37 protein-coding genes are annotated in these 24,582 nt (G+C 65.4%); 1 reads left to right on the top strand and 36 read right to left on the bottom strand.

Translation table 11 applies throughout. The annotated features are described in order from the left end of the window. Positions 1 to 64: 64 nt before the first annotated feature. The 36 genes from RZN05_RS11500 to rpsL form a co-directional block, all read right to left on the bottom strand. On the bottom strand, positions 65 to 1,135 hold the full coding sequence (locus RZN05_RS11500; protein WP_317226752.1) for a DNA-directed RNA polymerase subunit alpha: 1,071 nt from the start codon (positions 1,133 to 1,135) through the stop codon (positions 65 to 67). Positions 1,136 to 1,237: 102 nt separating this feature from the next. Then, complete coding sequence (gene rpsK / locus RZN05_RS11505) at positions 1,238 to 1,627, bottom strand: 30S ribosomal protein S11 (protein WP_066652168.1); 390 nt, start codon at positions 1,625 to 1,627, stop codon at positions 1,238 to 1,240. 14 nt (positions 1,628 to 1,641) lie between these two features. Next, positions 1,642 to 2,010 (bottom strand): 30S ribosomal protein S13, encoded by a 369-nt coding sequence (rpsM, locus tag RZN05_RS11510; protein WP_317226753.1) that lies wholly within the window; start codon positions 2,008 to 2,010, stop codon positions 1,642 to 1,644. A 230-nt stretch (positions 2,011 to 2,240) separates the two neighbouring features. Beyond that, positions 2,241 to 3,584, bottom strand: a complete 1,344-nt coding sequence (locus tag RZN05_RS11515; RefSeq protein ID WP_317226754.1) for a sensor histidine kinase — start codon at positions 3,582 to 3,584, stop codon at positions 2,241 to 2,243. Next, positions 3,584 to 4,276: a response regulator transcription factor gene (locus RZN05_RS11520; RefSeq protein ID WP_317226755.1), complete on the bottom strand. Its 693-nt coding sequence runs from the start codon at positions 4,274 to 4,276 to the stop codon at positions 3,584 to 3,586. Before RZN05_RS11520 ends, RZN05_RS11515 begins: the two co-directional genes overlap by 1 nt. Before the next feature lie 103 nt (positions 4,277 to 4,379). Beyond that, complete coding sequence (locus RZN05_RS11525; RefSeq protein ID WP_317226756.1) at positions 4,380 to 4,547, bottom strand: hypothetical protein; 168 nt, start codon at positions 4,545 to 4,547, stop codon at positions 4,380 to 4,382. A 100-nt stretch (positions 4,548 to 4,647) separates the two neighbouring features. Continuing rightward, positions 4,648 to 4,872, bottom strand: coding sequence for a hypothetical protein (locus tag RZN05_RS11530; RefSeq protein ID WP_317226757.1), 225 nt, complete (start codon positions 4,870 to 4,872; stop codon positions 4,648 to 4,650). Between the two features lie 115 nt (positions 4,873 to 4,987). Further along, positions 4,988 to 5,641 (bottom strand): adenylate kinase, encoded by a 654-nt coding sequence (locus tag RZN05_RS11535; RefSeq protein ID WP_317226758.1) that lies wholly within the window; start codon positions 5,639 to 5,641, stop codon positions 4,988 to 4,990. Between the two features lie 28 nt (positions 5,642 to 5,669). Then, the gene (secY, locus tag RZN05_RS11540) at positions 5,670 to 7,031 is read right to left on the bottom strand and encodes a preprotein translocase subunit SecY (protein ID WP_317226759.1); all 1,362 of its coding nucleotides are present in this window, start codon (positions 7,029 to 7,031) and stop codon (positions 5,670 to 5,672) included. Between the two features lie 221 nt (positions 7,032 to 7,252). Beyond that, positions 7,253 to 7,792, bottom strand: coding sequence for a 50S ribosomal protein L15 (rplO, locus tag RZN05_RS11545; protein WP_317226760.1), 540 nt, complete (start codon positions 7,790 to 7,792; stop codon positions 7,253 to 7,255). Between the two features lie 389 nt (positions 7,793 to 8,181). Next, positions 8,182 to 9,006: a DUF6454 family protein gene (locus RZN05_RS11550; RefSeq protein ID WP_317226761.1), complete on the bottom strand. Its 825-nt coding sequence runs from the start codon at positions 9,004 to 9,006 to the stop codon at positions 8,182 to 8,184. 151 nt (positions 9,007 to 9,157) lie between these two features. Further along, the gene (gene rpmD / locus RZN05_RS11555; protein WP_019369689.1) at positions 9,158 to 9,337 is read right to left on the bottom strand and encodes a 50S ribosomal protein L30; all 180 of its coding nucleotides are present in this window, start codon (positions 9,335 to 9,337) and stop codon (positions 9,158 to 9,160) included. Between the two features lie 6 nt (positions 9,338 to 9,343). Beyond that, entirely contained in the window at positions 9,344 to 10,114 is a 771-nt protein-coding gene (gene rpsE, locus RZN05_RS11560; RefSeq protein ID WP_317226762.1) for a 30S ribosomal protein S5, read from the bottom strand. Between the two features lie 2 nt (positions 10,115 to 10,116). Beyond that, positions 10,117 to 10,473 carry a 50S ribosomal protein L18 gene (gene rplR / locus RZN05_RS11565; protein WP_317226763.1) on the bottom strand — a complete coding sequence of 119 codons (357 nt, stop codon included), beginning with the start codon at positions 10,471 to 10,473 and terminating at the stop codon, positions 10,117 to 10,119. After that, a complete protein-coding gene (rplF, locus tag RZN05_RS11570; RefSeq protein WP_317226764.1) occupies positions 10,473 to 11,006 on the bottom strand; it encodes a 50S ribosomal protein L6 in 534 nt (177 codons plus the stop codon). Before rplF ends, rplR begins: the two co-directional genes overlap by 1 nt. 1 nt (position 11,007) lies before the next feature. After that, on the bottom strand, positions 11,008 to 11,403 hold the full coding sequence (gene rpsH / locus RZN05_RS11575; RefSeq protein ID WP_025560980.1) for a 30S ribosomal protein S8: 396 nt from the start codon (positions 11,401 to 11,403) through the stop codon (positions 11,008 to 11,010). 10 nt (positions 11,404 to 11,413) lie between these two features. Continuing rightward, on the bottom strand, positions 11,414 to 11,719 hold the full coding sequence (gene rpsN / locus RZN05_RS11580) for a 30S ribosomal protein S14 (protein WP_025560979.1): 306 nt from the start codon (positions 11,717 to 11,719) through the stop codon (positions 11,414 to 11,416). Positions 11,720 to 11,738: 19 nt separating this feature from the next. Beyond that, on the bottom strand, positions 11,739 to 12,326 hold the full coding sequence (gene rplE / locus RZN05_RS11585; protein WP_317226765.1) for a 50S ribosomal protein L5: 588 nt from the start codon (positions 12,324 to 12,326) through the stop codon (positions 11,739 to 11,741). Beyond that, positions 12,319 to 12,636, bottom strand: coding sequence for a 50S ribosomal protein L24 (gene rplX / locus RZN05_RS11590; protein ID WP_317226766.1), 318 nt, complete (start codon positions 12,634 to 12,636; stop codon positions 12,319 to 12,321). The genes rplE and rplX overlap by 8 nt, the downstream gene beginning before the upstream one ends. Beyond that, positions 12,636 to 13,004: a 50S ribosomal protein L14 gene (gene rplN / locus RZN05_RS11595; protein WP_077511501.1), complete on the bottom strand. Its 369-nt coding sequence runs from the start codon at positions 13,002 to 13,004 to the stop codon at positions 12,636 to 12,638. The genes rplX and rplN overlap by 1 nt, the downstream gene beginning before the upstream one ends. Before the next feature lie 84 nt (positions 13,005 to 13,088). Then, complete coding sequence (gene rpsQ / locus RZN05_RS11600; protein WP_317226767.1) at positions 13,089 to 13,358, bottom strand: 30S ribosomal protein S17; 270 nt, start codon at positions 13,356 to 13,358, stop codon at positions 13,089 to 13,091. A gap of 12 nt (positions 13,359 to 13,370) precedes the next feature. Beyond that, positions 13,371 to 13,574 (bottom strand): 50S ribosomal protein L29, encoded by a 204-nt coding sequence (gene rpmC / locus RZN05_RS11605; RefSeq protein WP_317226768.1) that lies wholly within the window; start codon positions 13,572 to 13,574, stop codon positions 13,371 to 13,373. A 4-nt stretch (positions 13,575 to 13,578) separates the two neighbouring features. Continuing rightward, entirely contained in the window at positions 13,579 to 14,010 is a 432-nt protein-coding gene (rplP, locus tag RZN05_RS11610; protein ID WP_317226769.1) for a 50S ribosomal protein L16, read from the bottom strand. Positions 14,011 to 14,022: 12 nt separating this feature from the next. Then, complete coding sequence (rpsC, locus tag RZN05_RS11615; RefSeq protein ID WP_317226770.1) at positions 14,023 to 14,730, bottom strand: 30S ribosomal protein S3; 708 nt, start codon at positions 14,728 to 14,730, stop codon at positions 14,023 to 14,025. After that, positions 14,730 to 15,107 (bottom strand): 50S ribosomal protein L22, encoded by a 378-nt coding sequence (gene rplV / locus RZN05_RS11620; RefSeq protein ID WP_037566464.1) that lies wholly within the window; start codon positions 15,105 to 15,107, stop codon positions 14,730 to 14,732. Before rplV ends, rpsC begins: the two co-directional genes overlap by 1 nt. Next, complete coding sequence (gene rpsS / locus RZN05_RS11625) at positions 15,107 to 15,382, bottom strand: 30S ribosomal protein S19 (protein WP_029936458.1); 276 nt, start codon at positions 15,380 to 15,382, stop codon at positions 15,107 to 15,109. The genes rplV and rpsS overlap by 1 nt, the downstream gene beginning before the upstream one ends. A 6-nt stretch (positions 15,383 to 15,388) precedes the next feature. Continuing rightward, positions 15,389 to 16,240 carry a 50S ribosomal protein L2 gene (gene rplB, locus RZN05_RS11630; protein ID WP_317226771.1) on the bottom strand — a complete coding sequence of 284 codons (852 nt, stop codon included), beginning with the start codon at positions 16,238 to 16,240 and terminating at the stop codon, positions 15,389 to 15,391. Then, positions 16,240 to 16,557 (bottom strand): 50S ribosomal protein L23, encoded by a 318-nt coding sequence (locus RZN05_RS11635; RefSeq protein ID WP_317226772.1) that lies wholly within the window; start codon positions 16,555 to 16,557, stop codon positions 16,240 to 16,242. The genes rplB and RZN05_RS11635 overlap by 1 nt, the downstream gene beginning before the upstream one ends. Then, complete coding sequence (gene rplD, locus RZN05_RS11640; protein WP_317226773.1) at positions 16,550 to 17,179, bottom strand: 50S ribosomal protein L4; 630 nt, start codon at positions 17,177 to 17,179, stop codon at positions 16,550 to 16,552. The genes RZN05_RS11635 and rplD overlap by 8 nt, the downstream gene beginning before the upstream one ends. Before the next feature lie 2 nt (positions 17,180 to 17,181). Beyond that, positions 17,182 to 17,940 (bottom strand): 50S ribosomal protein L3, encoded by a 759-nt coding sequence (gene rplC, locus RZN05_RS11645; RefSeq protein WP_317226774.1) that lies wholly within the window; start codon positions 17,938 to 17,940, stop codon positions 17,182 to 17,184. Positions 17,941 to 18,218: 278 nt separating this feature from the next. Further along, positions 18,219 to 18,527 carry a 30S ribosomal protein S10 gene (gene rpsJ, locus RZN05_RS11650; RefSeq protein ID WP_317226775.1) on the bottom strand — a complete coding sequence of 103 codons (309 nt, stop codon included), beginning with the start codon at positions 18,525 to 18,527 and terminating at the stop codon, positions 18,219 to 18,221. A 178-nt stretch (positions 18,528 to 18,705) separates the two neighbouring features. Further along, entirely contained in the window at positions 18,706 to 19,167 is a 462-nt protein-coding gene (locus RZN05_RS11655; RefSeq protein WP_317227612.1) for a hypothetical protein, read from the bottom strand. A gap of 84 nt (positions 19,168 to 19,251) precedes the next feature. After that, on the bottom strand, positions 19,252 to 20,448 hold the full coding sequence (gene tuf / locus RZN05_RS11660) for an elongation factor Tu (RefSeq protein ID WP_317226776.1): 1,197 nt from the start codon (positions 20,446 to 20,448) through the stop codon (positions 19,252 to 19,254). Positions 20,449 to 20,527: 79 nt separating this feature from the next. After that, positions 20,528 to 22,624, bottom strand: coding sequence for an elongation factor G (gene fusA / locus RZN05_RS11665; protein WP_317226777.1), 2,097 nt, complete (start codon positions 22,622 to 22,624; stop codon positions 20,528 to 20,530). Between the two features lie 193 nt (positions 22,625 to 22,817). After that, entirely contained in the window at positions 22,818 to 23,288 is a 471-nt protein-coding gene (gene rpsG, locus RZN05_RS11670; RefSeq protein WP_317226778.1) for a 30S ribosomal protein S7, read from the bottom strand. A 52-nt stretch (positions 23,289 to 23,340) separates the two neighbouring features. Next, complete coding sequence (gene rpsL / locus RZN05_RS11675) at positions 23,341 to 23,712, bottom strand: 30S ribosomal protein S12 (RefSeq protein WP_086129340.1); 372 nt, start codon at positions 23,710 to 23,712, stop codon at positions 23,341 to 23,343. Positions 23,713 to 23,991: 279 nt separating this feature from the next. Between rpsL and RZN05_RS11680 the strand changes: the two genes are divergently transcribed. Further along, positions 23,992 to 24,582, top strand: a complete 591-nt coding sequence (locus RZN05_RS11680; protein ID WP_317226779.1) for a hypothetical protein — start codon at positions 23,992 to 23,994, stop codon at positions 24,580 to 24,582.

Genomic DNA, 24,582 nt, shown 5'->3' on the forward strand with positions numbered 1-24,582 from the left:
CGGGCCTGCGGCCCGCCGGCCGGGCTTCGCTGTCTCCGGGTTAGCGGGGCTAACCCGGTGCAGCTCAGCCCATGATCTCCTGCTCGAGCTTCTTGGCCATCTCTTCGATGTTCTCCGGCGGCCAGCCCGGGATTTCCATCCCCAGCCGCAGCCCCATCGACGACAGCACTTCCTTGATCTCGTTCAACGACTTGCGGCCGAAATTCGGCGTGCGCAGCATCTCGGCTTCGGTCTTCTGGACCAGGTCGCCGATATAGATGATGTTGTCGTTCTTGAGGCAGTTGGCCGAGCGGACCGACAGTTCGAGCTCGTCGACCTTCTTGAGCAGGTAACGGTTGATCTGCGCGGTATCGCCCGAGGCGACGCCACCCTCGGCAGCGGCCGGAGCCGCCATGCCGATCGGCGCCGAGCGGGTGACCGCCGAATCGTCGAAGTGGACGAACAGCGCGAGCTGGTCCTGGAGGATGCGCGCCGCGTAAGCGAGGCCGTCTTCCGGGGTGATCGTGCCGTCGGTCTCGACGGTCAAGGTAAGCTTGTCGTAGTCGAGCTCCTGGCCGACGCGGGTGTTCTCGACCTTGTAGCTCACCTGGCGCACCGGCGAGTACAGCGCATCGACCGGGATCAGCCCGATCGGCGCGTCGGCCGGGCGGTTCGACTGGGCGGGGACATAGCCCTTACCCGTGTCGGCGGTCAGCTCCATGTTGAGCGTCGCGCCGTCGTCGAGGTGGCAGATCACCAGCTCGGGGTTCATCACTTCGATGTCGCCCGAGACGGCGATGTCGCCGGCCTTGACTTCCGCCGGGCCCGTCGCGCTGAGCTGGAGCCGCTTGGGGCCTTCGCCCTGCATGCGGATCGCGATCTGCTTCACGTTGAGCACGATGTCGGTCACGTCCTCGCGCACGCCGGCAAGCGAGCTGAATTCGTGGAGGACGTTCTCGATCTTGATCGAGGTGACCGCGGCGCCCTGGAGCGACGAGAGCAGCACGCGGCGCAGCGCGTTGCCGAGCGTCAGGCCGAAGCCCCGCTCGAGCGGCTCGGCGACGAAGGTCGACTTGCGCTTGGAATCGCCACCGGCCTTCTTTTCCAGGCCGTTGGGCTTCTTGAGTTCCTGCCAGTTCTTAGGGTTCACCGACACGGGCTTTCCTCATGTTGGGCAGGACGGGGCCATCCTGCCGGGTATCTGCTGCCCGGTCCGGACCCCGCCCTCGGGGCCCGTAAACCGGACAGGAAGTGCAAATCAGACGCGGCGGCGCTTGGACGGGCGGACGCCGTTGTGCGGGATCGAGGTCACGTCGCGGATCGACGTGATCTGGAAGCCGACTGCCTGGAGGGCGCGCAGGGCGCTCTCGCGGCCCGAGCCGGGGCCCTTGACCTCGACCTCGAGGGTGCGCACGCCGTGCTCGGCGGCCTTGCGGCCGGCATCCTCGGCGGCGACCTGGGCCGCGTACGGCGTCGACTTGCGCGAGCCCTTGAAGCCCATCATGCCGGCCGACGACCACGAGATCGCGTTGCCCTGGGCATCGGTGATCGTGATCATGGTGTTGTTGAAGCTGGCGTTCACATGCGCGACGCCCGAGGTGATGTTCTTGCGCTCGCGACGGCGAATGCGCTGCGGTTCACGTGCCATTGGTCAGCGCTCCCTTACTTCTTCTTGCCGGCGATCGGCTTGGCCTTGCCCTTGCGGGTGCGCGCATTGGTGTGCGTGCGCTGGCCACGGACCGGGAGGCCCTTGCGATGGCGCAGGCCGCGATAGCAGGCCAGGTCCATCAGGCGCTTGATGTTCATCGCGGTTTGGCGGCGAAGGTCGCCTTCCACGGTGTAGCCGGCGTCGATCGCCTCGCGGATCTGCAGCACTTCCTGGTCGGAGAGGTCCTGCACGCGGCGCTCGGGCGCGATGCCGAGCTGCGCGGTGAGCTCCTTGGCCTTGGCCTGGCCGATGCCGTGGATATACTGCAGCGCGATAACGACGCGCTTGTTGGTCGGGATATTCACACCCGCAATACGTGCCATGGATTTATTCTCCCAGCTCCACGGAGTGCCGCATGGCAGCCTGCACCCCATCTCGTCGCGTTGATCCGAAAATGCAGTGGCGCAGCGTGCGCAAAGGAGCGCAGCCGTGCAACCGGTGTTTCGGAAGATGGGCGACATATGCAGCCGCATAGGCGCTGTCAAGCGCTGCGGGCTGGTTTCGCCGGAACCGGATGCATACACGAACGTTGCGCGGGCGCCAAGCGGCGAGCCTAAGCAGGGATGATGATCGTCGCGTCCAATCCCGGAGCATTGTCCAGCAGATCGAGCCGGCCGCCGTGCAGCCGCGCGACCGACTCGGCCAGCGCAAGCCCCAGTCCGGCACCGGGCAAGCTACGCGCGCTATCGAGCCGGCCGAAACGGCGCAGCGCCTGCGCGCGATCCGCGGCAGGAATGCCGGGCCCCCGATCGGCTACCGAGAAACGGATTTCCGCCCGTTCGAGCGCGAGCGCGAAGGTTATCTCGCCCCCCGCAGCGGCGTGGCGGAGGGCATTTTCGATCAGATTGGCCAGCGCCTGCGACAGCAGTTCGCGATGCAATTTGACTTGCGGCACGGGCACCGGAGGCACCGCCACCACGAAGCGGAGCCCCGCCTCCTCGACGACCGGCGCATAGAGATCGGCGACTTCCTCGATCAGCGCGCCGGGATCGAGCGGCACCAAGGTGTCACGAGGGACGGCCTCGGACCGGCTGATCTCGAGCAGCACGGCGAGCATGCGCATCACCAGATCGGTTTCGGCCAACAATCCTGCAAGCGCGGCTTCACGCTGCTGGGGCTGGCTGGCGGTGGCTGCGACCTCGGCGCGAGACCGCAGCCGCGCGAGCGGCGAGCGTAAATCATGCGCGATCGAATCGGTCACCAGCCGTAGCTCGGCCATCAATCGGTCGATCTGATCGAGCATGCCGTCGATGCGACGGGACAATCGGTCGAATGCGTCACCGCCGCCACCTTCCGTCCCGATCCGGCGCGTGAGGTCGCCGGCCGCCACGGCATCGACCGCGCCGGCAATGCGGTTCAACCGACGAGTGACGTAGCGCGTGAGGACCAGGCCAGCGCCGACCCCGAGCACCAGCGAAAGCAGTACCGCCAGCAGCAAGGCGCGCTCGATCGTGCGCTGGGCGCGCTCCCAATCGTCGAGCAGCCGGCCACTGACGAGCCAGTCGCGCCCGAGCCGGCGGATCGCGATCCCCGCTTCCTGCCCTGCCCATTCGCCCGCCCTGCCGAGCCTCTCGATCCGAAACGCCTCCGCTGCCGGTACGAAGGCGAGGCGATCGGGGCCCACGCCGAGCCGGCGGCCGCCGTTGCGATCGACCAGGACCGCGACGAGCGCGTCATCGTCGGCCTGCGCGTCGGCAATAGCTTGTTCCAGCGCGGCTACGCCGCCCGAGCGGTACACCGCGGCGAAGGCATCGGTCTGCTGCGCAGTGTCGCGGCGCAGCGCCTCGATCGCGTCGTCATGTGTCTGCTGCCAGATCAGGCCAGCGAGCGCGAGGCTCGTCACCAGCGACAGCAGTACCGCGAGCAGCGTCAGCCGGGCGGTGATCGATATCCGCATCAAGTGTCGAGCGACAGGCGATAGCCCGCGCCGCGGACCGTATGCAGGATCGGCGCGTCGAACCCGTCCTCAAGCTTGCGGCGGAGACGGCCGATATGGACGTCGACGACGTTCGAGCCCGGATCGAAATGATAGTTCCAGATCTTCTCCAGCATCATCGTGCGGGTGACGACCTGCCCGGCGTGGCGTGCAAGAAATTCGAGCAGGTTGAATTCGCGCCCGCCGATCGAGAGCGCGCGCCCCTGCCGGGCGACGCTGCGGGCGAGCAAGTCGATTTCGAGATCGCCGACCGTAAGCCGCGTGACCTGCGGCTCGGCGCCCGATCCATCTCCGCGGCGGAGCAGCGCCTCCACGCGGGCGAGCAATTCGGCAAACGAAAACGGCTTGGTTAGATAATCGTCGGCGCCTGCTTGGAGGCCCTTCACGCGGTCGTCGACGGTGCCGAGCGCGGAGAGGACCAGGACGGGGGTGCGGATTTTGGCGGCGCGCAGCGCTCCCAGCATCGACAGCCCGTCGAGACCGGGCAGCATGCGATCGACGATCACCAGATCGAAGATGCCTTCGGAGGCGAGGAACAGGCCATCGCGGCCATCGCAGCATGTCTCGACGGCGAATCCGGCCTCCTGCAGCCCCTTGGCCACATAGCCCGCCGCGGCGGCATCGTCTTCGACGAGGAGGATCTTGCGAGTCATGGGCTGCCCTCACGGTCTAGAAGGTGGATCGGCCGGCGGAAAGAGGGGGTCTTTCCGCCGGCCGCCACGCCGGCGCAGGGCACAGCACCGGACCTGGCCGGAGTTACTTGGTCTTCTTGACGGTCTTCACGGTCTTGGTGGCCTTTACGGGCTTGTCGGCCTTCGCCGCCTTGTGATGCTTGCCGAACGAGAAGGGAGCGGCGCTTGCGATCGTCGGGGCAACCACCATCGCGGCTGCGGCGAGGGGAAGCAGGGTGCGGGAAAGTTTCATCGAAATCCTCCGGTGCAGAAGGAACCGGCGTGCTGCCGGCCCTGCCCTCTTCCTAACCGGAGTGGATTCACGCCGCGGTGACGCGGGCATGAAGATTTTGTCATCCGCGCCGGGATCTCCGCCCCGCGGCGAGTACGACCGCGGCGCTGCCGAGGAGGATCATGCCGACCATCCCGCCGACCGCGAGCAAGCCCGCCGGGGTCACCTCGGCTTCGCTGACCGCCGAGAAGCGCTCGCCGAACTGGATACGTGCCGCGGCGCGCTGAGGCCGCGACAGCGCGGAGGGCACCGAAGGCTCCTTGGGGACGAGCTTGTTGCCGGTCATGCGTACCTCATCGTTCGCGAGCCTTCCGCGCCACGGCCGGTGAACGCCAGCAGCAGCGCCGGCACGCGCGGAGACGGGCGATTGCGGCCTCCCGTCTGCCGGGAGGCTAGTGCGCTCAGGCCTTGTCGTCGAGGATCGCGGCGATCTGGGCCCCGACCTCGGCCATGTCCGCCATTCCGTCCACGCGGCGGACCAATCCACGCGCTTCGTAGAAGGGCAGGATCGGCGCGGTCTTGGCGCGATACTCGGCCATGCGGGTGCGCACCGTCTCGGCATTGTCGTCGGGACGGCGCTTGAACTCGTGATGGCCGCAGACGTCACAGGTATCAGCGACCTTGGGCTGCTTGAAGCTGTCGTGATAGCCCGCGCCGCAATTGGCACAGGTGAAACGCCCGGTGATCCGCTCGACCAGCGCCTCCTCGTCGACCTGGATCTCGATGACGTAATCGAGCTTCCGGCCGCGATCCGAGAGCAGCGTGTCGAGCGACTCGGCTTGCGCAGCGGTGCGCGGATAGCCGTCGAAGATCGCGCCCACCTCGGTATCGGCCATGTCCAGCCGCTCGCCGATGATCCCGGAGACGATCTCGTCCGAGACAAGCTGCCCCGAATCCATCACGGCCTTGGCCTTGACCCCGGTGGGGGTGCCGGCCTTGACCGCGGCGCGGAGCATGTCGCCCGTGGAGAGCTGGACCATGCCGCGCTCCGCCTCGAGGCGGCTCGCCTGGGTGCCCTTGCCCGCACCCGGAGGGCCCAACAGGATGATGTTCACTCGGTTATCCCCGTCCCAAGCTGCGCGTTCAGCGCATGCGGCCCTTCAGCTTCGCCTTCTTGATCAAATCGCCATACTGGTGCGCCAGCAAGTGCGACTGGATCTGCGTAACCGTGTCCATCGTTACGTTGACCACGATCAGAAGGCTAGTGCCGCCCATCAGGAACGTCGCGCCGAGCGCGGTCATCGCGAATTCGGGCACGAGGCAGATGAAAGTCAGATACGCTGCGCCGATGACGGTGATGCGCGTCAGCACATAATCGAAATAGGCTTCGGTGTTCTTGCCCGGGCGGATGCCGGGGATGAACCCGCCATAGCGCTTGAGATTGTCGGCCGTCTCCTCGGGATTGAACACCACGGCGGTGTAGAAGAACGAGAAGAAGATGATGCCGGCCCCATAGAGCGCCATGTACAGCGGCGAGCCGTGGCGCAGCCAGGTGTTGAGGTTGATGACGAAATCGCCCCACGCGCTCTCGCCCGCGGTCGCGGTGCCCGCGAACTGCGTGATCGTCAGCGGCAGCAGCAGCAGGGACGAGGCGAAGATCGGCGGGATCACGCCGGCGGTGTTGAGCTTGAGCGGCAAGTGGCTGCGCTCGGCCTGGACGCCGCGCGCCGTCTGGCGCTTGGGATACTGGATCAGGATGCGGCGCTGGGCGCGCTCCATGAAGCAGATCAACAGGACGAGCCCGGCCACCGCGGCGAGGATCAGTACCAGGCGCAGCGGATCGATCGAGCCGGTGCGGCCCGATTCGAACAGCTGGACGAGCGTGCCGGGAAGCCCGGCGACGATGCCCGCCATGATGATCAGCGAGATGCCGTTGCCGACGCCGCGGCTGGTGATCTGCTCACCCAGCCACATCAGGAACAGCGTGCCGCCGATCAGCGAGATCACCGCACCGACGCGGAACAGCAGGCCCGGCTCGATCACGGCCGCGAGGCCCTGGCTCGCGCCGAAGCTTTCGAGCCCGGTGGCGATGAACCAGCCCTGCACCGCCGTCAGGCCGACGGTTCCATAGCGCGTATACTGGTTGAGGCGCTTGCGGCCGCTCTCGCCTTCCTTCTTGATCGCGGCGAGCTGCGGCGACAGCGAGGTGGCGAGCTGCACGACGATCGACGCCGTGATGTAGGGCATCACGCCCAATGCGACGACACTCATGCGGTGCAGTGCGCCGCCGGTGAAGCTGTTGAAGAAATCGAGCACGCCGCCGGTGGTCTGCTGCGCGAGCAGGTTGAGCTGGGTCGGATCGACGCCAGGCAGCGGCACATAGCTGAGCAGCCGGAACACGATCAGCGCACCGAGCGTGAACCACAGGCGCTTCTTGAGTTCGGTCGCCTTGCTGAACTTCGACAGATTGATGCTGGAAGCGAGTTGATCGGCTGCGGATGCCATGTGCACGATTATCCTGGAAACCAAAGCGGCGGGAAAGCGTTCGACCGCCCCCGCCGCTCATATAAGTCCTCCGGTCCCGAGGGCAATGCGGCGCATGCCCCCAAACCCGTTCGCCCTGAGCTTGTCGAAGGGCCGTTCTTTCTACCGAAGAAAAGACGGTGCTTCGACAAGCTCAGCACGAACGGAGGGCAGGATCCTGGGACCCCACCCTCCCGAGACGTTCAGCCCTGCTTGCCGGCCTTCTTGGCGGCAATGACCTTCTGCACCGAGCGGTGCTTGGCCTTGTGCTTGTCGGCAGCAGGAACGATCTCGGGGATCGTCACCGAGCCACCGGCCTTCTCGACGGCTTCCTTCGCGCTCTTCGACGCACCGGCAACGGTGAAGTTGAGCTTGGCGGTCAGCTCGCCCTTGGCGAGGAGGCGGACGCCGTCCTTGCCGCCGCGGGTCAGGCCGGCGGCGTCGAGGGCTGCCTGGTCGACGTCGGTCGCGGTCAGCTTGCCCGAATCGACTGCCTTCTGGATCGCGCCCAGGTTCACCTCGGCATAGTCCTTGGCGAAGATGTTGTTGAAGCCGCGCTTCGGGATCCGCATGTGGAGCGGCATCTGGCCGCCCTCGAAGCCGTTGATCGAGACGCCTTCGCGGCTCTTCTGGCCCTTCTGGCCGCGGCCGGCGGTCTTGCCCTTGCCCGAACCGATGCCGCGTCCGACGCGGATCTTGGAGGGACGGGCACCTGCGTTGTCGCGGAGATCGTTCAGTTTCATGTCGTGCACTCGCTTTCGCTTTTGTCGCGCTGATGGAAAGGAAGCGGCGCGCATAGCGGCGGGATGGGGTTTTGTCGACTCGTTATGTTGGCGCGGTTGACTCGGGAAGTTGACGAAGTTGACTCATATCGCGGGTTTCCGCGAAACCGCCCGCGACGCGGCACCTTCACGGCAGTAACTGGCCACGGCACAGATGCGGCGCATACCCGCCACACAGGCGAAGGCGACGTCGCAACAACCCGCCGCACGCGTTCAAGCAGATGCTGTGCTGTATCGACGGTTCAAAGAGCCATCCGAGCCAAGCAAAGCAAATCCTACATTGCAAGCGCGGGCGTCTGCCGGCCTCGGCCGATCGCCCCAATGTGCCCCTTGCTCCCCTCGCCTTTCGGTCAGCCGTTCGCGGGTTCGTCTAGCCGGAAGTGGAACACGCGGCTGGGCCCGTCCTCCGGGACGACGTAGAGGTCGCGGCCCTCGATCGCCATGCCTTCACCGGTATAGGGGCCGCCGCGGCCCAAAGGCCGGATCGGGCCGATCGCGCCGGCCTGCAGGGTTCGTACGACCTTCATCGATGGCCAGTCGATCCAGTCGACGGTGCCGCTCCACGGCGTCCGCGTTCCACCAGCAACGAGTTCGTCGCCAACGAACTTGATGTCCTGATATTGTGTCGCGGAGGGGTTCGGCACCGTCCGCGCTCGCGCAGCGTCGTTCAGGTCGAAGATGTAGAGCAGCTTGCTGTCCCAATTGCCCGCGACGAGCGTGCTACCCGACGCCGCCACGCAGCCCAGATGATCCGGCACGTGAATCTTCCGGCGCACCGCGAGGCTGTCGGCGTCGATCTCGACCAGCACTGCCGAGCTGTTTGGCTTCATCTCGGCGACCGGAACCCAGATCGAACCGTCGGAAATTGATATGCCACCAGGATGATAGCGTGCCCCGTCGGTGAGCTCGCGTCGCCGGAGAAGCTTGCCGGTGCCCCGATCGAACTCGTGGATATAGGCCTTGCGACTGCCGTGATCGACCGAAGTGACCCAGATCCGCCGGCGATCGAGCTCGAGCCCCTGGACGTGATACAGCTCGCCTTCGAGATCGAGCGCGCCCAGGAGTTGCGCGTGCTCGATCGGACGGTCCAATCGGTCCGGGGCGGCGGCGACCAGCAGGCTCGACATCATCAGGACGAACCCGGTCAAACTCGATCGCAGGGTCTTGCGGATCATCGCGCGCGCCTCGGGTCGTTGCGTGTCCGGTCCCGATGGCAGGGTTATGCGTCAGACGCGCGGCACGCCCGTGAAACGCCGATGACGCACGCACACGAAAAGGGGCGGTAGTCGCCTACCGCCCCTTCCCTATTTCGCGCGATGCGAAGGCTTAGCCCTCGATCACTTCCACCATGTGCGGCAGCTTGCGGATCATGCCGCGGACCTCGGGGCTGTCTTCCAGCTCCGAGACCTTGTGCATCTTGTTGAGGCCGAGCCCGATCAGCGTCGCGCGCTGATCCTTGGTGCGGCGGATCGGCGAACCGATCTGCTTGATCTTGATCTTCGCCATGATCGTTTACTCCGCGATCGCTGCTGCGTCTGCCTCGGCGGTCTGCGAACCACCGCGGCCGAGCAGGTCGGCGATCTTCTTGCCGCGCCGCTGAGCGACCGACTTCGGCGAAGTCTGCTCGTTCAGCGCCTCGAAGGTGGCGCGGATCATGTTGTAGGGGTTCGAGGTGCCGACCGACTTGGTCACCACATCGGCAACGCCCAGCGACTCGAAGATGGCGCGCATCGGGCCACCCGCGATGATGCCGGTACCGGCAGGCGCCGTGCGGACCGTCACGCGACCGGCACCGAAGTGGCCGTTGCCGTCGTGATGGAGCGTGCGGCCTTCCTTGAGCGGAATGCGGACCATCGTCTTCTTGGCGGCTGCCGTCGCCTTCGAGATGGCTTCCGGCACTTCGCGTGCCTTGCCATGACCGAAGCCGACCCGGCCCTTGCCGTCGCCGACGACGACGAGTGCCGCGAAGCCGAAGCGCTTGCCGCCCTTCACCGTCTTCGAGACGCGGTTGATGTGAACCAGCTTCTCGATCAGCTCTTCGCCGCCATCGTCCTGCGCGCCGCGCGGACCGCCGCGATTGTCACGACCGCCGCGACCACCGTCACGACCGCCACGACCACCGCCGCCGCCACCCGGGCCGCCACGACCACGGCCACCGCCGCCGCCGGGACCACCGCGACCGCGACCACCGCCGCCACCGCCCTGATAGCCCGTGCTCTCCTGCGCGGGAGCGCCGGCCTCGACGGGAGCGCCGGTTTCCGGCGTGTTGTTCTCGTCAGCCATGTTTAGAACTCCAGTCCGCTCTCACGAGCGGCATCCGCCAGCGCCTTGACGCGGCCATGATAGAGGAAGCCGCCGCGATCGAAGACGACCTGCGTCACGCCGGCAGCCTTGGCTGCCTCGGCGACGCGCTTGCCGACTTCCTGCGCTGCCGCGACGGTCGCGCCGGTCGTGCCGCGCACGTCCTTCTCGAGCGTCGAAGCTGAAGCGACGGTCTTGCCCTGGGTATCGTCGATCACCTGGGCATAGATGTGCTTGCCCGAGCGATGGATCGAGAGCCGCGGACGGCCAGCGCCACGCGCCTTGAGGGCGGTGCGATTGCGGCGACGCCGCTTCGCGAAGAGCGAGAGACCCTTGGTCATTACTTCTTCTTCCCTTCCTTACGGAAGATGAACTCGCCGTCGTACTTGATGCCCTTGCCCTTGTAAGGCTCAGGCTTACGCCAGCGGCGAATCTCGGCCGCGATCTGGCCGACCTTCTGCTTGTCGATCCCCGAGATCTCGACCGTGGTCTGATCGGGGGTCTTGATCTCGATGCCTTCCGGCACGTCGATGTTCACGTCATGCGAATAGCCGAGCTGGAGCTTGAGCACCTTGCCCTGCGATGCAGCGCGATAGCCGACGCCGGTGATGAGCAGCTTCTTGGTGAAGCCCTCGGTCACGCCGGTGATCAGGTTCTGCACGAGCGTGCGCTGCATGCCCCAGAAGGCACGCGCCGCCTTGGTCTCGTTGGCCGGCTGCACCGAAATGCCGCCGTCCTCGAGCGTGTAGCTGATCTCGTCGCGCAGGTTGAGCGACAGGGTGCCCTTCGGGCCCTTCACGTTCAGCACGCGATCGTCGATCGAGGCAGTGACGCCTGCCGGTACGGTGACCGGCTTCTTGCCGATGCGGCTCATATCAGAAGACCTCCGCGAGCACTTCGCCGCCGACATTCTGCTCGCGCGCTTCGGCGTCCGAGAGAACGCCGCGAGGCGTCGAGACGATCGTGATGCCCAGGCCGTTGCGGATCCGGGGCAGTTCCTGCGAACCCGAATAGACGCGGCGGCCGGGCTTCGAGACGCGCGCGACGTGCTTGATCGCCGGCTGGCCCTCGAAATATTTCAGCTCGATGCGGATGCCGGCGGCAGGGCCCATCTGCTCCTCGCTATAGCCACGGATGTAGCCTTCGCGCTGGAGAACATCGAGAACGCGTGCCCGCAGCTTCGACGCAGGCGTAAGGACGGAGTCCTTGCGCGCGCGCTGGCCGTTGCGGATGCGGGTGAGCATATCACCCAGGGGATCGGTCAAAGCCATCTCGTAGTCCTTACCAGCTCGACTTCGTGAGGCCGGGGATCAGGCCCTTGTTGGCCAGATCGCGCAGCATGACGCGTGCGAGACGGAACTTGCGGTAATAGGCGCGCGGGCGGCCGGTCAGCTCGCACCGATTGCGGATGCGGGTCGGATTCCCGTTGCGGGGAATCTCGGCCATCTTCAGCCGCGCGATGAGGCGCTCGGTATCGTCCAAGCTCTCGTCGTTCGCCGTCGCCTTGAGCTTCGCATACTTGCCGGCGTACTTCTTCACCAGCTGCTTGCGACGCTCGTTCTTGTTGATGGAACTCAGTTTCGCCATGACTTAAGTTCTCTTTCCCTTACGCTGCCTGCTTCGCTTCGCCGTCCGCAGTTTCCTGCGGGAACGGGAAGCCGAAGAGACGAAGAAGCTCGCGAGCCTCGTCGTCGGTCTTGGCGGTGGTGGTGACGATCACGTCCATGCCGCGGATCTTGTCGACCTTGTCATAGCTGATCTCCGGGAAGATCAGCTGCTCCTTGAGGCCGCAGGCATAGTTGCCACGGCCGTCGAACGACTTCGGGTTGAGGCCACGGAAGTCGCGAACGCGCGGCAGCGCGATCGTGATGAAGCGGTCGAGGAACTCGTACATCCGCTCGCGGCGCAAGGTAACCTTGCAGCCGATCGGCATGCCTTCGCGCAGCTTGAACTGTGCGATCGACTTCTTCGCCTTGGCGATGACGGGCTTCTGGCCGGCGATGAGCTCCATCTCCGAAGCAGCCTGCTCGACCTTCTTCTTGTCCTGGGTGGCTTCGCCGACGCCCATGTTCAGCACGATCTTCTCGATCCGCGGAACTTCCATGACGTTCTTGTAGCCGAACTTCTCGGTCATCGCCTTGGCGATGGTCTCGTCGTACAGCTTCCGCATCCGCGGCGTGTAGGAATCAGCCATTGATGACCTCCCCGGTCTTGACGGCGACACGCACCTTCTTGCCGTCGCGGTCCTCGAAGCGGACGCGGGTCGGCTTGCCGTCGGCGGTCACGTGCGCGACCTTCGAGATGGCGAGCGGTGCTTCCGAACGCTTCAGGCCGCCCTGGGGATCGCCCTGGCTCGGCTTGACGTGGCGCACGGCGACATTGATGCCCGAGACGACGACCTTGCCGTCCTTGGGCAGCGACTTGACGACTTCGCCGGTCCGTCCCTTGTCCTTGCCGGACAGGACGATGACCTGGTCGCCCTTCTTGATCTTGGCAGCAGCCATCACAGCACCTCGGGCGCGAGCGAAATGATCTTCATGAAGCCCTTCGAGCGCAGCTCGCGGACCACCGGCCCGAAGATACGAGTGCCGATCGGCTCCTCGTTCTTGTTGACCAGCACCGCGGCATTGCCGTCGAAGCGGATCACCGAGCCGTCGGCACGACGGACATCCTTTGCGGTGCGAACGATGACCGCGCGATGCACGTCACCCTTCTTCACCTTGCCGCGAGGCGCAGCTTCCTTGATGCTGACGACGATGACGTCGCCCACGCCGGCGAAGCGACGCTTCGACCCGCCCAGCACCTTGATGCACTGCACCCGCTTCGCGCCGCTGTTGTCAGCGACGTCGAGATTGGACTGCATCTGGATCATCGATCCGGTTCCTTCTCGTTTGGCCTGCCGGGACCCAGCTAATCCTTGGCCCGGTGGTTCCAGTTAAAATCGAGCCCGAAGGCCTTAAGCGGCGTCGGCCTTGGCGGGGGTCGCGTGGGTGTTGACCCGCTCGATCACCTTCCAGGTCTTCAGCTTCGAGATCGGCGCGGTCTCTTCGATGCGCACGGTCTCACCCGCGTGATATTCGTTGCCCTCGTCATGGGCGTGGTACTTCTTCGAACGACGGATGATCTTGCCGTAGAGCGGGTGCTTGACCTTACGCTCCACGAGCACGACGACCGTCTTGTCGCCCTTGTCCGAGACAATGTTCCCGGTCAGCACGCGCTTCGGCATGGTCTCGTTTCCTTACTTCGCAGCCGAGCGGGTACGCTCGGACTGCAGCGTCTTGATGCGGGCGATGTCGCGACGGACTTCCTTGACCCGGCTCGACTTCTCGAGCTGGCTGGTCGCGGCCTGGAAGCGGAGGTTGAACGCCTCGCGCTTGAGGTTGCCCAGCTCTTCGCCGAGCTGGTCGTCGGTCTTCGCACGAAGATCGGTAGCCTTGGTCATTCTATCAACCCTCCAGGTGCGAGGTGTCGCCGAGGCGCGCCACGACCTTGACCTTGATCGGCAGCTTCATCGCCGCGCGGCTGAACGCCTCCGCTGCGAGCGGGCCGGGAACGCCGTCCAGCTCGAACAGGATGCGGCCGGGCTTGACGCGGGCTGCCCAATATTCCGGCGAGCCCTTGCCCGAGCCCATGCGGACTTCGGCAGGCTTGCTCGACACCGGAACGTCCGGAAACACGCGGATCCAGAGACGGCCCTGGCGCTTGATGTGACGCGTGATCGCGCGGCGAGCCGCTTCGATCTGGCGGGCGGTGATCCGCTCGGGCTCCATCGCCTTCAGGCCGTACGACCCGAAGTTCAGGCTGGTGCCACCCTTGGCGTCGCCATGGATGCGGCCCTTGAAGGCCTTGCGGAACTTGGTGCGCTTTGGTTGCAGCATGTTCTTGGGTCCTTAGCGGCGATCGTCGCGCGCGGGGCGCACGCCGGTCGTCTGGGCTTCCATGTTGAGCCGGTCCTGCGCCATCGGATCGTGGCCGAGAATCTCGCCCTTGAAGATCCAGACCTTGACGCCGCACACGCCATAGGCGGTGTGGGCTTCGGCGGTGGCGTAGTCGAGGTTGGCGCGCAGCGTGTGCAGCGGAACGCGGCCCTCGCGATAGCCCTCGGCACGCGCGATCTCGGCGCCGCCGAGACGGCCGCCGCAGGCAACGCGGATGCCGTCGGCACCCAGGCGCATCGCCGACTGGACGGCGCGCTTCATGGCGCGGCGGAACGCGATACGGCGCTCGAGCTGATCGGCGATGCCCTGCGCGACGAGCTTGGCGTCGACTTCAGGCTTGCGGATCTCGACGATGTTCAGCGACACGTCCGAGCTGGTCATCGCGCCGAGCGTCTTGCGCAGCTTCTCGATGTCGGTGCCCTTCTTGCCGATGATCACGCCGGGGCGTGCGGCATAGATCGAGATACGGCACAGCTTGGCCGGACGCTCGATCACCACCTTCGAGATCGCGGCCTGGGGCAGCGTCTTGACGATGTACTGGCGGATCTTGAGATCCTCGAGGAGCAGGCGGCCGTAATCGGCGCCTTCCGCGAACCAGCGGCTGTCCCAGGTACGGTTGATCTGCAGACGCAGGCCGATCGGGTTGCTCTTGTGACCCATTATGCTTCTTCCTGCTCGCGGACGACGATGCGAAGACGGCTGAACGGCTTCAGGATGCGGGTGGACTTGCCACGGCCGCGGGTCGCGAAGCGCTTCATCGTGATCGACTTGCCGACCGACGCCTCGGCGACGACGAGCGCGTCGACGTCGAGGTTATGGTTGTTTTCCGCATTGGCGATCGCCGAAGCGAGAACCTTGCGCGCATCGACCGCCATCGCCTTGGTGGAGAACTGAAGGATGTTCAGCGCGTCACCGGCCTTGCGGCCGCGGATGAGGCCCGCGACGAGGTTCAGCTTCTGGGCCGAACCGCGGATCTGGGTTGCAACCGCCAGCGCTTCCTTGTCGCCGACCTTGCGGGGTGCCTGAGGCTTGGACATTAGCGCTTACCCTTCTTGTCGGCGGCGTGGCCGGGGAAGAAGCGGGTCGGCGCGAACTCGCCGAGCTTCATGCCGACCATGTCTTCGTTGACCGACACCGGCACGAACTTGCGGCCGTTGTAGACGCTGAAGGTCAGGCCGACGAAGTCGGGCAGGATCGTCGAGCGGCGCGACCAGGTCTTGATCGGCGCACGCGCGTTGGTCTCCTGCGCGGTCTGCGCCTTCTTCAGGAGGTGGAGGTCCACGAACGGACCCTTCCAGACGGAACGAGCCATGAGCGGTTAGCCCTTCTTCTTGGCGTGACGCGAACGGATGATCATCTTGTCCGTCGCCTTGTTGTGGCGGGTGCGCGCACCCTTGGTCGGCTTGCCCCACGGGGTGACCGGATGACGGCCGCCCGAGGTCCGGCCTTCACCACCGCCGTGCGGGTGGTCGACCGGGTTCTTCGCGACGCCGCGGGTCAGCGGGCGGATGCCCTTCCAGCGGTTGCGGCCGGCCTTGCCGAGGTTGGTGTTCTGGTTGTCCGGGTTGGACACCGCACCGACCGTCGCCATGCAATTGCCGTGGATGTAGCGCTGCTCGCCCGAGTTGAGGCGAACGATCACCATGCCGCGGTCGCGGCCGACGACCTGCACATAGGTGCCGGCCGAACGGGCGATCTGGCCGCCCTTGCCCGGCTTCATCTCCACGTTGTGGACGATGGTGCCGACCGGCATCGACGCGAGTTCCATGGCGTTGCCCGGCTTCACGTCGGTCTTCTTGCCGGCGATCACCTTGTCGCCGACAGCGAGGCGCTGCGGGGCGATGATGTAGGCGACGCGGTCCTTGCCCGCTTCGTCCTTGCCGTAATTGACCAGCGCGATGAACGCGGTGCGGTTCGGGTCATACTCGATCCGCTCGACGGCGCCCTCGACATCCCACAGGCGGCGCTTGAAATCGACGATGCGATAGCGCTGCTTGTGGCCGCCGGCGATGCCGCGCGAGGTCACGTGACCCTTGTTGTTGCGACCGCCGGTCTTGTTCTTGCCTTCGGTCAGCGACTTGACCGGGCGGCCCTTGTAGAGGCCCGAACGGTCGATGAGGATGAGGCCACGAACGCCAGGCGACGTCGGGTTGTAATTCTTGAGTGCCATTACGAGTTGACCCCCGAGGTCACGTCGATCTGCTCACCGTCGGCGAGCGTCACGATTGCCTTCTTGATGTCGGAGCGCTTGTAGGGAGCACCCTTCCAGCGCTTGGTCTTGCCCTTCTGGACGATCGTGTTGACGCCGGTCACCTTGACGTTCCAGAGCGCCTCGACGGCGGCCTTGATCTCGGGCTTGGTGGCGTCGCCGGCGACCTTGAACACAACGGCGTTGTGCTCGGAGACGAGCGTCGACTTTTCGGTGATGTGCGGCGCGACAATCACGTCATAGTGACGGTTGTCGATCGCTTCCTTCTGCTTAGCCATTGAAGCGCGCCTCCAGCTTCTCGACGGCAGCGCGGGTCAGGACCAGCGTGTCGCTCTTCAGGATGTCGTACACGTTGGCGCCCTGGGCCGGCAGCACGTTGACCGTGTGCAGGTTGCCGGCGGCCAGCGCGAAGCTGTTCTCGACGGCGTCGCCATCGATCACCAGCGTCTTCTTGCCGAAGTTCAGCGTCTCCAGGCTGCCGAGCAGCGTCTTGGTCTTGCTGTCGGCAACCGCCAGGCTGTCCATGACGATCAGCGAGCCGGCCTTGGCATGGCTGCTGAGCGCCATCTTGAGGCCGAGTGCGCGGATCTTCTTGTTCAGCGACGGATTGAAGTCGCGGACGCGGGCGCCGTGCGCCTTACCACCGCCGATGAACACCGGAGCGCGGCGATCGCCGTGACGGGCGGTGCCGCCACCCTTCTGGCGACCGAACTTCTTGCCGGTGCGGGCAACGTCGGCGCGCTCGCGCGTGCCACGGGCCGTCTCGCGACGCTTCTCGAGCTGCCAGGTGACGACGCGATGCAGGATGTCGGCGCGCGGATCGAGGCCGAAGACCTCGTCGTTGAGCTCGATGTCCGCGGCCTTCGCCTTGGCGTCGAAGGATTGAACCTTGACCTTCACGTTCAGCCCTCCTGGCCGTCGGTCGCTTCGGGAGCCTCGACCGTGTCGGCCGGGGTTTCCGCGGGAGCGGTGTCGTTGTTGTTGGCGACCTGCTTGAGGCCGGCGGGGAACGGCGCGTCCGCATGGCGGTCGACCTTCACCGAGTCCTTGACGAACAGCCAGCCGCCCTTCGAACCAGGGACCGAGCCCTTGACGAAGATCAGGCCGCGCTCGACGTCGGTGCCGACGATCTCGAGGTTCTGCTGGGTGCGATACTTGTCGCCCATGTGACCGGCCATCTTCTTGTTCTTGAAGACCTTGCCCGGATCCTGGCGCTGACCGGTCGAACCGAGCGAGCGGTGCGAGACCGAGACGCCGTGGGTAGCGCGCAGACCGCCGAAGCCCCAACGCTTCATGCCGCCGGCGAAACCCTTACCCTGGGTGCGACCCTGGATGTCGACGAACTGGCCGGCGACATAATGGTCGGCCGAGATCTCGGCGCCCACTTCGAGCAGGCCGTCCGCGTCGACGCGGAATTCATGGACAACCGCCTTGGGCTCGACTTCGGCCTTGCCGAAGTGGCCGCGCTGCGGCTTGGCGACATTCTTGCTCTTCGCCGAACCGGCGCCGAGCTGGACGGCGGTATAGCCGTCACGATCTTGTTCGCGAACCGAGACGACCTGAACGCCTTCGAGCGCCAGAACGGTGACCGGCACGTGGCGGCCGTCGTCCTGGAACAGGCGGGTCATCCCCAACTTCTTCGCGATCACGCCAGTGCGCATGATCTTATGCTCCTATGCATAGGCACCCGACGGACCATTCCCCCGGGTGCGTGCCTCAGCCCAAAATTTAGATGCGAGCCCCCCGTCTGGGCTGAATTTCCGCCCGGAAGCGGAAACGACGGGGGACGCAGGCCCGGGCAAGCCCGGCGGTATCCCATCTCGTAGTTGAGTGCGCCTTCGCGCTCTCGTGTTCCTTGCGTTGGATCGGGATCGATCCGGTCGAGGAACCAGCGAATCTCCCTAAGGAAGACTCGCGAATCTCGTGTGGAGGCGGCGCATTACGCCAGCTTGATCTCCACGTCAACGCCGGCCGCGAGGTCGAGCTTCATCAGCGCATCGACCGTCTGCGGGGTCGGCTGCACGATGTCGAGCATGCGCTTGTAGGTGCGAACCTCGAACTGCTCGCGCGACTTCTTGTCGATGTGGGGACCACGGTTGACCGTGAACTTCTCGATCTTGGTCGGAAGCGGGATGGGGCCACGGATGAGCGCGCCGGTGCGGCGTGCAGTGTCGGCGATGTCGCCGGTCGCCTGATCGAGCACGCGATGGTCGAACGCCTTCAGGCGAATGCGGATATTGCTGTCCATGTTCCCTACCGATGCGAAAGAGCGGGCCTCGTTGCCGAGGCTCTTGCTGTGAATACGAAAACCGAAGGCGGGCCCATACACAGGAGCACCGGGAGGATCAAGCCCCGACACACTGCTTTTGCACACTGCGCGGATGCAGGATGCGACGACCCGAGCCAGCGCCACCGCCTACGCTGGTCTACCAGCAGCGCCCTGTCGCCTGGCTCCTCTCGGGCAGCACGCGAAGGCGGCGCTTGCCGAAATAGCTGATGTCGATCGAGATTCGAACCGGCGATCCCGCCTTGGTGTAGATCTCCTGGTCGCCGCGATCTTCCTGGCCGGTGCGGCAGAGCTTCCAGCCCTGCGTCTCAAGCAGGTCACCCACGCTGAGGGCCGCCCGATGATCGCTATCGTGCCATAACGTGAGTTCGCGAAAGCCGCCACGCGCATCCTTGCCGAGCAGGTCGACCGCAGCCTGGAAGGGGCCCCGCCCCTTCAGCATGACCGCCTTGGCACGGCAGCGCAGCCCGCGGCCATATTCGATACACTTCGTAAAGCCCGCGCGCTGTGCCGTCTGCCAATCGCCCTGGACGGGAAGCCCTTCGTACATCAGTTCGGGCGGCGGCGGCCCGATGTCGTCGCAGCCGGTGAGCGCAAGCATCGTCACGACCGCAGCTACGAAAAAGCCCGGCCTCCCTGATGGGAAGCCGGGCTGTTCGAACCTAACCCTTGCGGGCAAAGTCTCTTACTTCTGGATCTCGGCAACGACGCCTGCACCCACGGTGCGGCCGCCTTCGCGGATCGTGAAGCGCTGGCCGACGTCCATCGCGATCGGCGCGATGAGCTTGATGCCCAGTGCGACGTTGTCGCCCGGCATCACCATCTCGGTGCCCTCGGGCAGCTCGATCGTGCCGGTGACGTCGGTGGTGCGGAAGTAGAACTGCGGGCGATAGTTGGCGAAGAACGGCGTGTGACGGCCACCCTCGTCCTTCGACAGCACGTACACTTCCGACTTGAAGTCGGTGTGCGGCTTGATCGAACCCGGCTTGGCCAGAACCTGGCCACGCTCGACTTCCTCACGACCCACGCCGCGGATCAGCGCGCCGATGTTGTCGCCTGCACGGCCTTCGTCGAGCAGCTTGCGGAACATTTCCACGCCGGTGACGGTGGTCTTGCGGACGGCTTCCTGGATGCCGACGATCTCGACTTCCTCGCCAACCTTGACGATGCCGGTCTCGACGCGGCCGGTAACGACCGTGCCGCGGCCCGAGATCGAGAACACGTCCTCGATCGGCATCATGAAGGGCTGGTCAACCGGACGCTCCGGCTGCGGGATCGACTCGTCGACTGCCTTCATGAGCGCCAGGATGGCGTCCTTGCCGAGCTTGTCGTCCGAACCCGAAAGCGCGGCGGTAGCCGAACCACGGATGATCGGAATGTTGTCACCGTCGAACTCGCGACGCGACAGCTCTTCGCGGATTTCCATCTCGACGAGCTCGAGGATTTCCTCGTCGTCGACCAGGTCGACCTTGTTGAGGAAGACGACCATCGTCGGCACGCCGACCTGACGCGCGAGCAGGATGTGCTCCTTGGTCTGCGGCATCGGGCCGTCGGTGGCGGCAACGACGAGGATCGCGCCGTCCATCTGCGCGGCGCCCGTGATCATGTTCTTCACATAGTCGGCGTGGCCCGGGCAATCGACGTGCGCGTAGTGGCGTGCGTCGGTCTCGTACTCGACGTGCGCGGTCGAGATCGTGATGCCGCGCTCGCGCTCCTCGGGAGCCTTGTCGATGTTGGCAAAATCGACAGCGGCGTTGCCGGCGACGTTCTCTGCCAGGATCTTGGTGATCGCCGCAGTCAGCGAGGTCTTGCCGTGATCGACGTGACCGATGGTGCCGATGTTGAGGTGCGGCTTGTTCCGCTCAAACTTTGCCTTCGCCATTGGATTCCTACCTTCTGGATTCTGATTCGCGGCCTTCAGGGCGCCACGCGAACGCGGCCCCTTAGCGACTCATTTGGGGTTACGCCAGCTTCGCCTTCACTTCGTCGGCCACATTTGCGGGCACTTCGTCGTAATGCGAGAACTGCATGCTGTACTGCGCGCGGCCCTGAGTGAACGAGCGGAGCGCGTTCACATAGCCGAACATGTTCGCCAACGGGACCATCGCGTCCACCGTCTGCGCGTTGCCGCGCGTATCGGTGCCCTGGATCTGGCCACGACGGCTGTTCATGTCGCCGATGACGTCGCCCAGATAATCCTCCGGGGTGACGACTTCGACCTTCATGATCGGCTCGAGCAGCTTGATGCCGGCCTTCTGGGCCGCTTCGCGCATCGCGCCGCGTGCGGTGATTTCGAACGCCAGCGCCGACGAGTCGACGTCGTGGTACGCGCCGTCATACAGCACGATCTCGAAGTCGATGATCGGGAAGCCGACCAGCGAACCGGTGGCAGCCGTCTCGCGGAAGCCCTTTTCGATCGCCGGCAGATATTCCTTCGGAATGTTGCCGCCCTTGATCTCGTCCTTGAAGACGATGCCCGAACCGCGCTCGCCCGGAGTCAGCTTGACCTTGACGCGACCGAACTGCCCGGTGCCACCCGACTGCTTCTTGTGCGTGTAGTCGATATCGACAGGCTTCGCGAGATACTCGCGATACGCCACCTGCGGCGCGCCGACATTGGCCTCGACCTTGAACTCGCGCTTCATGCGATCGACCAGGATCTCAAGGTGGAGCTCGCCCATCCCCTTGATGATGGTCTGGCCGCTCTCCGAATCGGAGGTGACGCGGAACGACGGATCCTCGCGGGCGAGGCGATTGAGCGCGACGCCCATCTTCTCCTGGTCGGCCTTGGTCTTCGGCTCCACCGACAGCTCGATCACCGGCTCGGGGAATTCCATCCGCTCGAGGATGATCGGGGCGTTCTGCGCGCAGAGCGTGTCACCGGTCGTGGTGTCCTTGAGGCCCGCGAGTGCGACGATGTCGCCCGCGAACGCTTCCTGGATGTCCTCACGGCTGTTCGCATGCATCAGCAGCATGCGACCGACCTTCTCCTTCTTGTCCTTCACCGAGTTGGTGACGGTCGAAGCGGCCTCGAGCTTGCCCGAATAGATGCGCGCGAAGGTCAGCGTGCCGACGAACGGATCGTTCATGATCTTGAACGCGAGCGCCGAGAAGGGCTCGGTATCCGACGACGGACGCTCGTCCGGGGTCTCGCCGTCGAGCTTGACGCCCTTGATCGCGGGAACGTCGAGCGGCGAAGGCAGATAGTCGACCACGGCGTCGAGCAGGGGCTGGACGCCCTTGTTCTTGAACGCCGAGCCGCACACCACCGGAACGAACGCCATGCTGAGCGTGCCCTTGCGGATCAGCTTCTTGAGGTCGGCCGTCGACGGCTCGTTGCCCTCGAGATACGCTTCCATCAGGTCGTCGTCCTGCTCGACGGCCATCTCGATCAGGTCGCTGCGATACTTGGCGGCCTTTTCCTTCAGGTCATCGGGGATGTCCTGATATTCGAACTTCGCGCCGAGCGACTCTTCGAGCCAGATGATCGCGCGGTTCTCGACCAGATCGACCAGGCCCTTGAAGCCGCCCTCAATGCCGATCGGAAGATACAGCACGGCCGGGCGCGCGCCGAGGCGCTCGATGATCGAGTTGACGCAGAAATAGAAGTCCGCGCCGGTGCGGTCGAGCTTGTTGACGAAGCACATGCGCGGCACGCCGTACTTGTCGGCCTGGCGCCACACGGTCTCCGACTGCGGCTCGACGCCGGCAACGCCGTCGAAGCATGCCACGGCACCGTCGAGCACGCGCAGCGAACGCTCGACTTCGATCGTGAAGTCGACGTGACCCGGAGTGTCGATGATGTTGATCAGGTGCTCTTCGCCCTTGCCCTCTTCGGCGCGCCACTTGCACGTCGTAGCGGCGGACGTGATCGTGATCCCGCGCTCCTGCTCCTGCTCCATCCAGTCCATCGTCGCGGTGCCTTCGTGCACTTCGCCGATCTTGTAGGACTTGCCGGTGTAATAGAGGATGCGCTCGGTCGTCGTCGTCTTGCCGGCGTCGATGTGCGCCATGATGCCGATATTGCGATAACGCTCGAGCGGATGGCTGCGGGCCATGTGTCTTCTCCAATGCCGCCGGATGGCGGGCTGAAACCTAAGATTGGGCTACATCCCAACCCGTTCGGGCTGAGCTTGTCGAAGCCCTGTCGCACTTTCTTCCGGGGAAGAAGTACAGCCCTTCGACAAGCTCAGGGCAAACGGTGATGGGTGGAAAGCGCCGGAGCGCTCGCCACCCATATAGTCACGTTTTTTACCAGCGGTAGTGGCTGAAGGCGCGGTTCGCTTCGGCCATACGGTGGGTATCTTCGCGCTTCTTGACCGCATTGCCGCGGTTGTTCGAAGCGTCTAGCAACTCGCCCGAAAGACGAGCCGACATGGTGTGCTCGCTGCGATTGCGGGCCGAGGCGATGAGCCAGCGGATCGCAAGCGCCTGGGCGCGCTCGGGGCGCACTTCCACGGGAACCTGGTAGGTCGCACCGCCGACGCGGCGCGAACGGACCTCGATGCCCGGCTTGATGTTGTTGAGCGCGTCATGGAACACGCCGATCGGTTCGCGCTTGGCGCGCTGCTCGACGGTTTCGAGCGCCGAATAGACGATGTTCTCGGCGACGGACTTCTTGCCGTCGAGCATCACCGAGTTCATGAACTTCGAAAGAACCTCATCCCCGTACACGGGATCAGGCAGGATTTCCCGCTTTTCGGGACGACGACGACGAGCCATCTGATATCTTCCTTCTAAACTTCAGCCGTAAATGGTCGAATGCTCGACCGGCTTACTTCGGACGCTTCGCGCCGTACTTGGAACGCGACTGGCGGCGATCCTTCACACCCTGCGTATCGAGCACGCCGCGAAGGACGTGGTAGCGAACGCCGGGAAGGTCGCGCACGCGGCCGCCGCGGATCAGGACCACCGAGTGCTCCTGAAGATTGTGGCCCTCGCCCGGAATGTACGAAATGACTTCGCGCTGGTTGGTCAGGCGGACCTTCGCAACCTTGCGCAGCGCCGAGTTCGGCTTCTTCGGGGTCGTGGTATAGACACGGGTGCAGACGCCGCGCTTTTGCGGGTTCTGCTCCATCGCAGGGACCTTCGACTTGGTCTTCTGCAGTTCGCGGCCCTTGCGGACCAGCTGGTTGATCGTTGGCATGAAGCCCTTCACCTTTGCGTTACCGGGATATCCCGGCGGTTACTTTGCTGGAGCCCAGACTCTAACGAATACGAAAAGGCCCCGGGTGTCTGCGACCCCCCGGGCCATTGCGTCTCCAGCAACGTTCAGCTCTTTGTTCCCCGAGTCTTGCGGCCCAATGGGCCCTCGCGGAACGGGGGCGCCTATAGCCGTGCGGGCAAGACCGGTCAATGGGGCGCCCTTGGCTCGCCTCCCGAGGATAACCGCCCATAAACGCATCGCGCGCTAGAGTCGCCCCGCATGCAGCACGCCCCCTCCCCCATCGCGCTCTCGCGGCCGATTCTCTCCCGGCTCGCACCCCCGCTCCTCGCCGCGGCGGTTACGCTGCTGCTTGGTGCGATCGGCACGCCGCAGCCGGGCGCGTGGCAGCTCCTCGACTCGCTCGGGCTCGCGCCGCTGACCGGACTGCTCTTCGCCGGTGCTGCCGGGCTGCTTGCCTGCCATCTCGCGCAAACCAGCGCACCCCCTGCCCGCCCCGCCGCCGACACCGCGCTCCCCGCTGCGCTGATCGCCGCGGCGCTGCCCGGCCCGGGATCGGCGGCGCTGCTGGTGCCGCTGCTTCTCGTGGCGCCACGGATCCGCCGCCCCCGCGCGACCGACCTGCCCGCGCTCGTTGGTACCGCGACCGGCGTCGCCGCCGCTTGGCTGGGCAGCCCGCTGCTCGGCACGTTCGGCGCGCTGACCATGCTCGCCGCCGCGGCGCTGGCGATTCGCCGCGCTGCCCGCTGCGCAGCCAACGATGACGCGCCACCTGCCTTGTGGAGTCTGCCTGAGGAAGTACGCTATGCTAGGCAGCGCGAACGGACTTCGAGTCCCGGATTGGGGGAGTGA

The sequence above is a fragment of the Sphingomonas sp. HF-S4 genome (assembly GCF_032911445.1).
Lineage (GTDB): Bacteria > Pseudomonadota > Alphaproteobacteria > Sphingomonadales > Sphingomonadaceae > Sphingomonas > Sphingomonas agrestis.

Excerpts from the sequence above, each read along its gene's own strand:
- rpmC (WP_317226768.1), bottom strand. The coding sequence starts at position 13,574 with ATGACCAAGGCTACCGATCTTCGTGCGAAGACCGACGACCAGCTCGGC.
- rplP (WP_317226769.1), bottom strand. The coding sequence starts at position 14,010 with ATGCTGCAACCAAAGCGCACCAAGTTCCGCAAGGCCTTCAAGGGCCGC.
- rpsC (WP_317226770.1), bottom strand. The coding sequence starts at position 14,730 with ATGGGTCACAAGAGCAACCCGATCGGCCTGCGTCTGCAGATCAACCGT.
- RZN05_RS11515 (WP_317226754.1), bottom strand. The coding sequence starts at position 3,584 with ATGCGGATATCGATCACCGCCCGGCTGACGCTGCTCGCGGTACTGCTG.
- rpsM (WP_317226753.1), bottom strand. The coding sequence starts at position 2,010 with ATGGCACGTATTGCGGGTGTGAATATCCCGACCAACAAGCGCGTCGTT.
- RZN05_RS11550 (WP_317226761.1), bottom strand. The coding sequence starts at position 9,006 with ATGATCCGCAAGACCCTGCGATCGAGTTTGACCGGGTTCGTCCTGATG.
- RZN05_RS11525 (WP_317226756.1), bottom strand. The coding sequence starts at position 4,547 with ATGAAACTTTCCCGCACCCTGCTTCCCCTCGCCGCAGCCGCGATGGTG.
- rplR (WP_317226763.1), bottom strand. The coding sequence starts at position 10,473 with ATGACCAAGGGTCTCTCGCTCTTCGCGAAGCGGCGTCGCCGCAATCGC.
- fusA (WP_317226777.1), bottom strand. The coding sequence starts at position 22,624 with ATGGCCCGCAGCCATCCGCTCGAGCGTTATCGCAATATCGGCATCATG.
- RZN05_RS11635 (WP_317226772.1), bottom strand. The coding sequence starts at position 16,557 with ATGGCTAAGCAGAAGGAAGCGATCGACAACCGTCACTATGACGTGATT.
- secY (WP_317226759.1), bottom strand. The coding sequence starts at position 7,031 with ATGGCATCCGCAGCCGATCAACTCGCTTCCAGCATCAATCTGTCGAAG.
- rplO (WP_317226760.1), bottom strand. The coding sequence starts at position 7,792 with ATGAAACTGAACGATCTCCGCGACAACGCAGGTGCCCGTCCCTCCAAG.
- rplE (WP_317226765.1), bottom strand. The coding sequence starts at position 12,326 with ATGGCTGATTCCTACACGCCGCGGATGCGGAAGCTGTACGACGAGACC.
- rplV (WP_037566464.1), bottom strand. The coding sequence starts at position 15,107 with ATGTCCAAGCCTCAGGCACCCCGCAAGGTCGGCGACAAGGAAGCGCTG.
- rpsN (WP_025560979.1), bottom strand. The coding sequence starts at position 11,719 with ATGGCGAAACTGAGTTCCATCAACAAGAACGAGCGTCGCAAGCAGCTG.
- RZN05_RS11520 (WP_317226755.1), bottom strand. The coding sequence starts at position 4,276 with ATGACTCGCAAGATCCTCCTCGTCGAAGACGATGCCGCCGCGGCGGGC.
- rpmD (WP_019369689.1), bottom strand. The coding sequence starts at position 9,337 with ATGGCGAAGATCAAGATCAAGCAGATCGGTTCGCCGATCCGCCGCACC.
- RZN05_RS11680 (WP_317226779.1), top strand. The coding sequence starts at position 23,992 with ATGCAGCACGCCCCCTCCCCCATCGCGCTCTCGCGGCCGATTCTCTCC.
- tuf (WP_317226776.1), bottom strand. The coding sequence starts at position 20,448 with ATGGCGAAGGCAAAGTTTGAGCGGAACAAGCCGCACCTCAACATCGGC.
- rplF (WP_317226764.1), bottom strand. The coding sequence starts at position 11,006 with ATGAGCCGCATCGGCAAGAAGCCGGTCACCGTACCGGCAGGCGTCACT.
- rpsJ (WP_317226775.1), bottom strand. The coding sequence starts at position 18,527 with ATGGACAGCAATATCCGCATTCGCCTGAAGGCGTTCGACCATCGCGTG.
- rpsG (WP_317226778.1), bottom strand. The coding sequence starts at position 23,288 with ATGGCTCGTCGTCGTCGTCCCGAAAAGCGGGAAATCCTGCCTGATCCC.
- rplX (WP_317226766.1), bottom strand. The coding sequence starts at position 12,636 with ATGGCTGCTGCCAAGATCAAGAAGGGCGACCAGGTCATCGTCCTGTCC.
- rpsH (WP_025560980.1), bottom strand. The coding sequence starts at position 11,403 with ATGGCTTTGACCGATCCCCTGGGTGATATGCTCACCCGCATCCGCAAC.
- rplC (WP_317226774.1), bottom strand. The coding sequence starts at position 17,940 with ATGCGCACTGGCGTGATCGCGAAGAAGTTGGGGATGACCCGCCTGTTC.
- RZN05_RS11530 (WP_317226757.1), bottom strand. The coding sequence starts at position 4,872 with ATGACCGGCAACAAGCTCGTCCCCAAGGAGCCTTCGGTGCCCTCCGCG.
- rpsE (WP_317226762.1), bottom strand. The coding sequence starts at position 10,114 with ATGGCTGACGAGAACAACACGCCGGAAACCGGCGCTCCCGTCGAGGCC.
- rpsQ (WP_317226767.1), bottom strand. The coding sequence starts at position 13,358 with ATGCCGAAGCGCGTGCTGACCGGGAACATTGTCTCGGACAAGGGCGAC.
- rplN (WP_077511501.1), bottom strand. The coding sequence starts at position 13,004 with ATGATCCAGATGCAGTCCAATCTCGACGTCGCTGACAACAGCGGCGCG.
- rpsL (WP_086129340.1), bottom strand. The coding sequence starts at position 23,712 with ATGCCAACGATCAACCAGCTGGTCCGCAAGGGCCGCGAACTGCAGAAG.
- RZN05_RS11655 (WP_317227612.1), bottom strand. The coding sequence starts at position 19,167 with ATGCTTGCGCTCACCGGCTGCGACGACATCGGGCCGCCGCCGCCCGAA.
- rplB (WP_317226771.1), bottom strand. The coding sequence starts at position 16,240 with ATGGCACTCAAGAATTACAACCCGACGTCGCCTGGCGTTCGTGGCCTC.
- rpsS (WP_029936458.1), bottom strand. The coding sequence starts at position 15,382 with ATGGCTCGTTCCGTCTGGAAGGGTCCGTTCGTGGACCTCCACCTCCTG.
- rpsK (WP_066652168.1), bottom strand. The coding sequence starts at position 1,627 with ATGGCACGTGAACCGCAGCGCATTCGCCGTCGCGAGCGCAAGAACATC.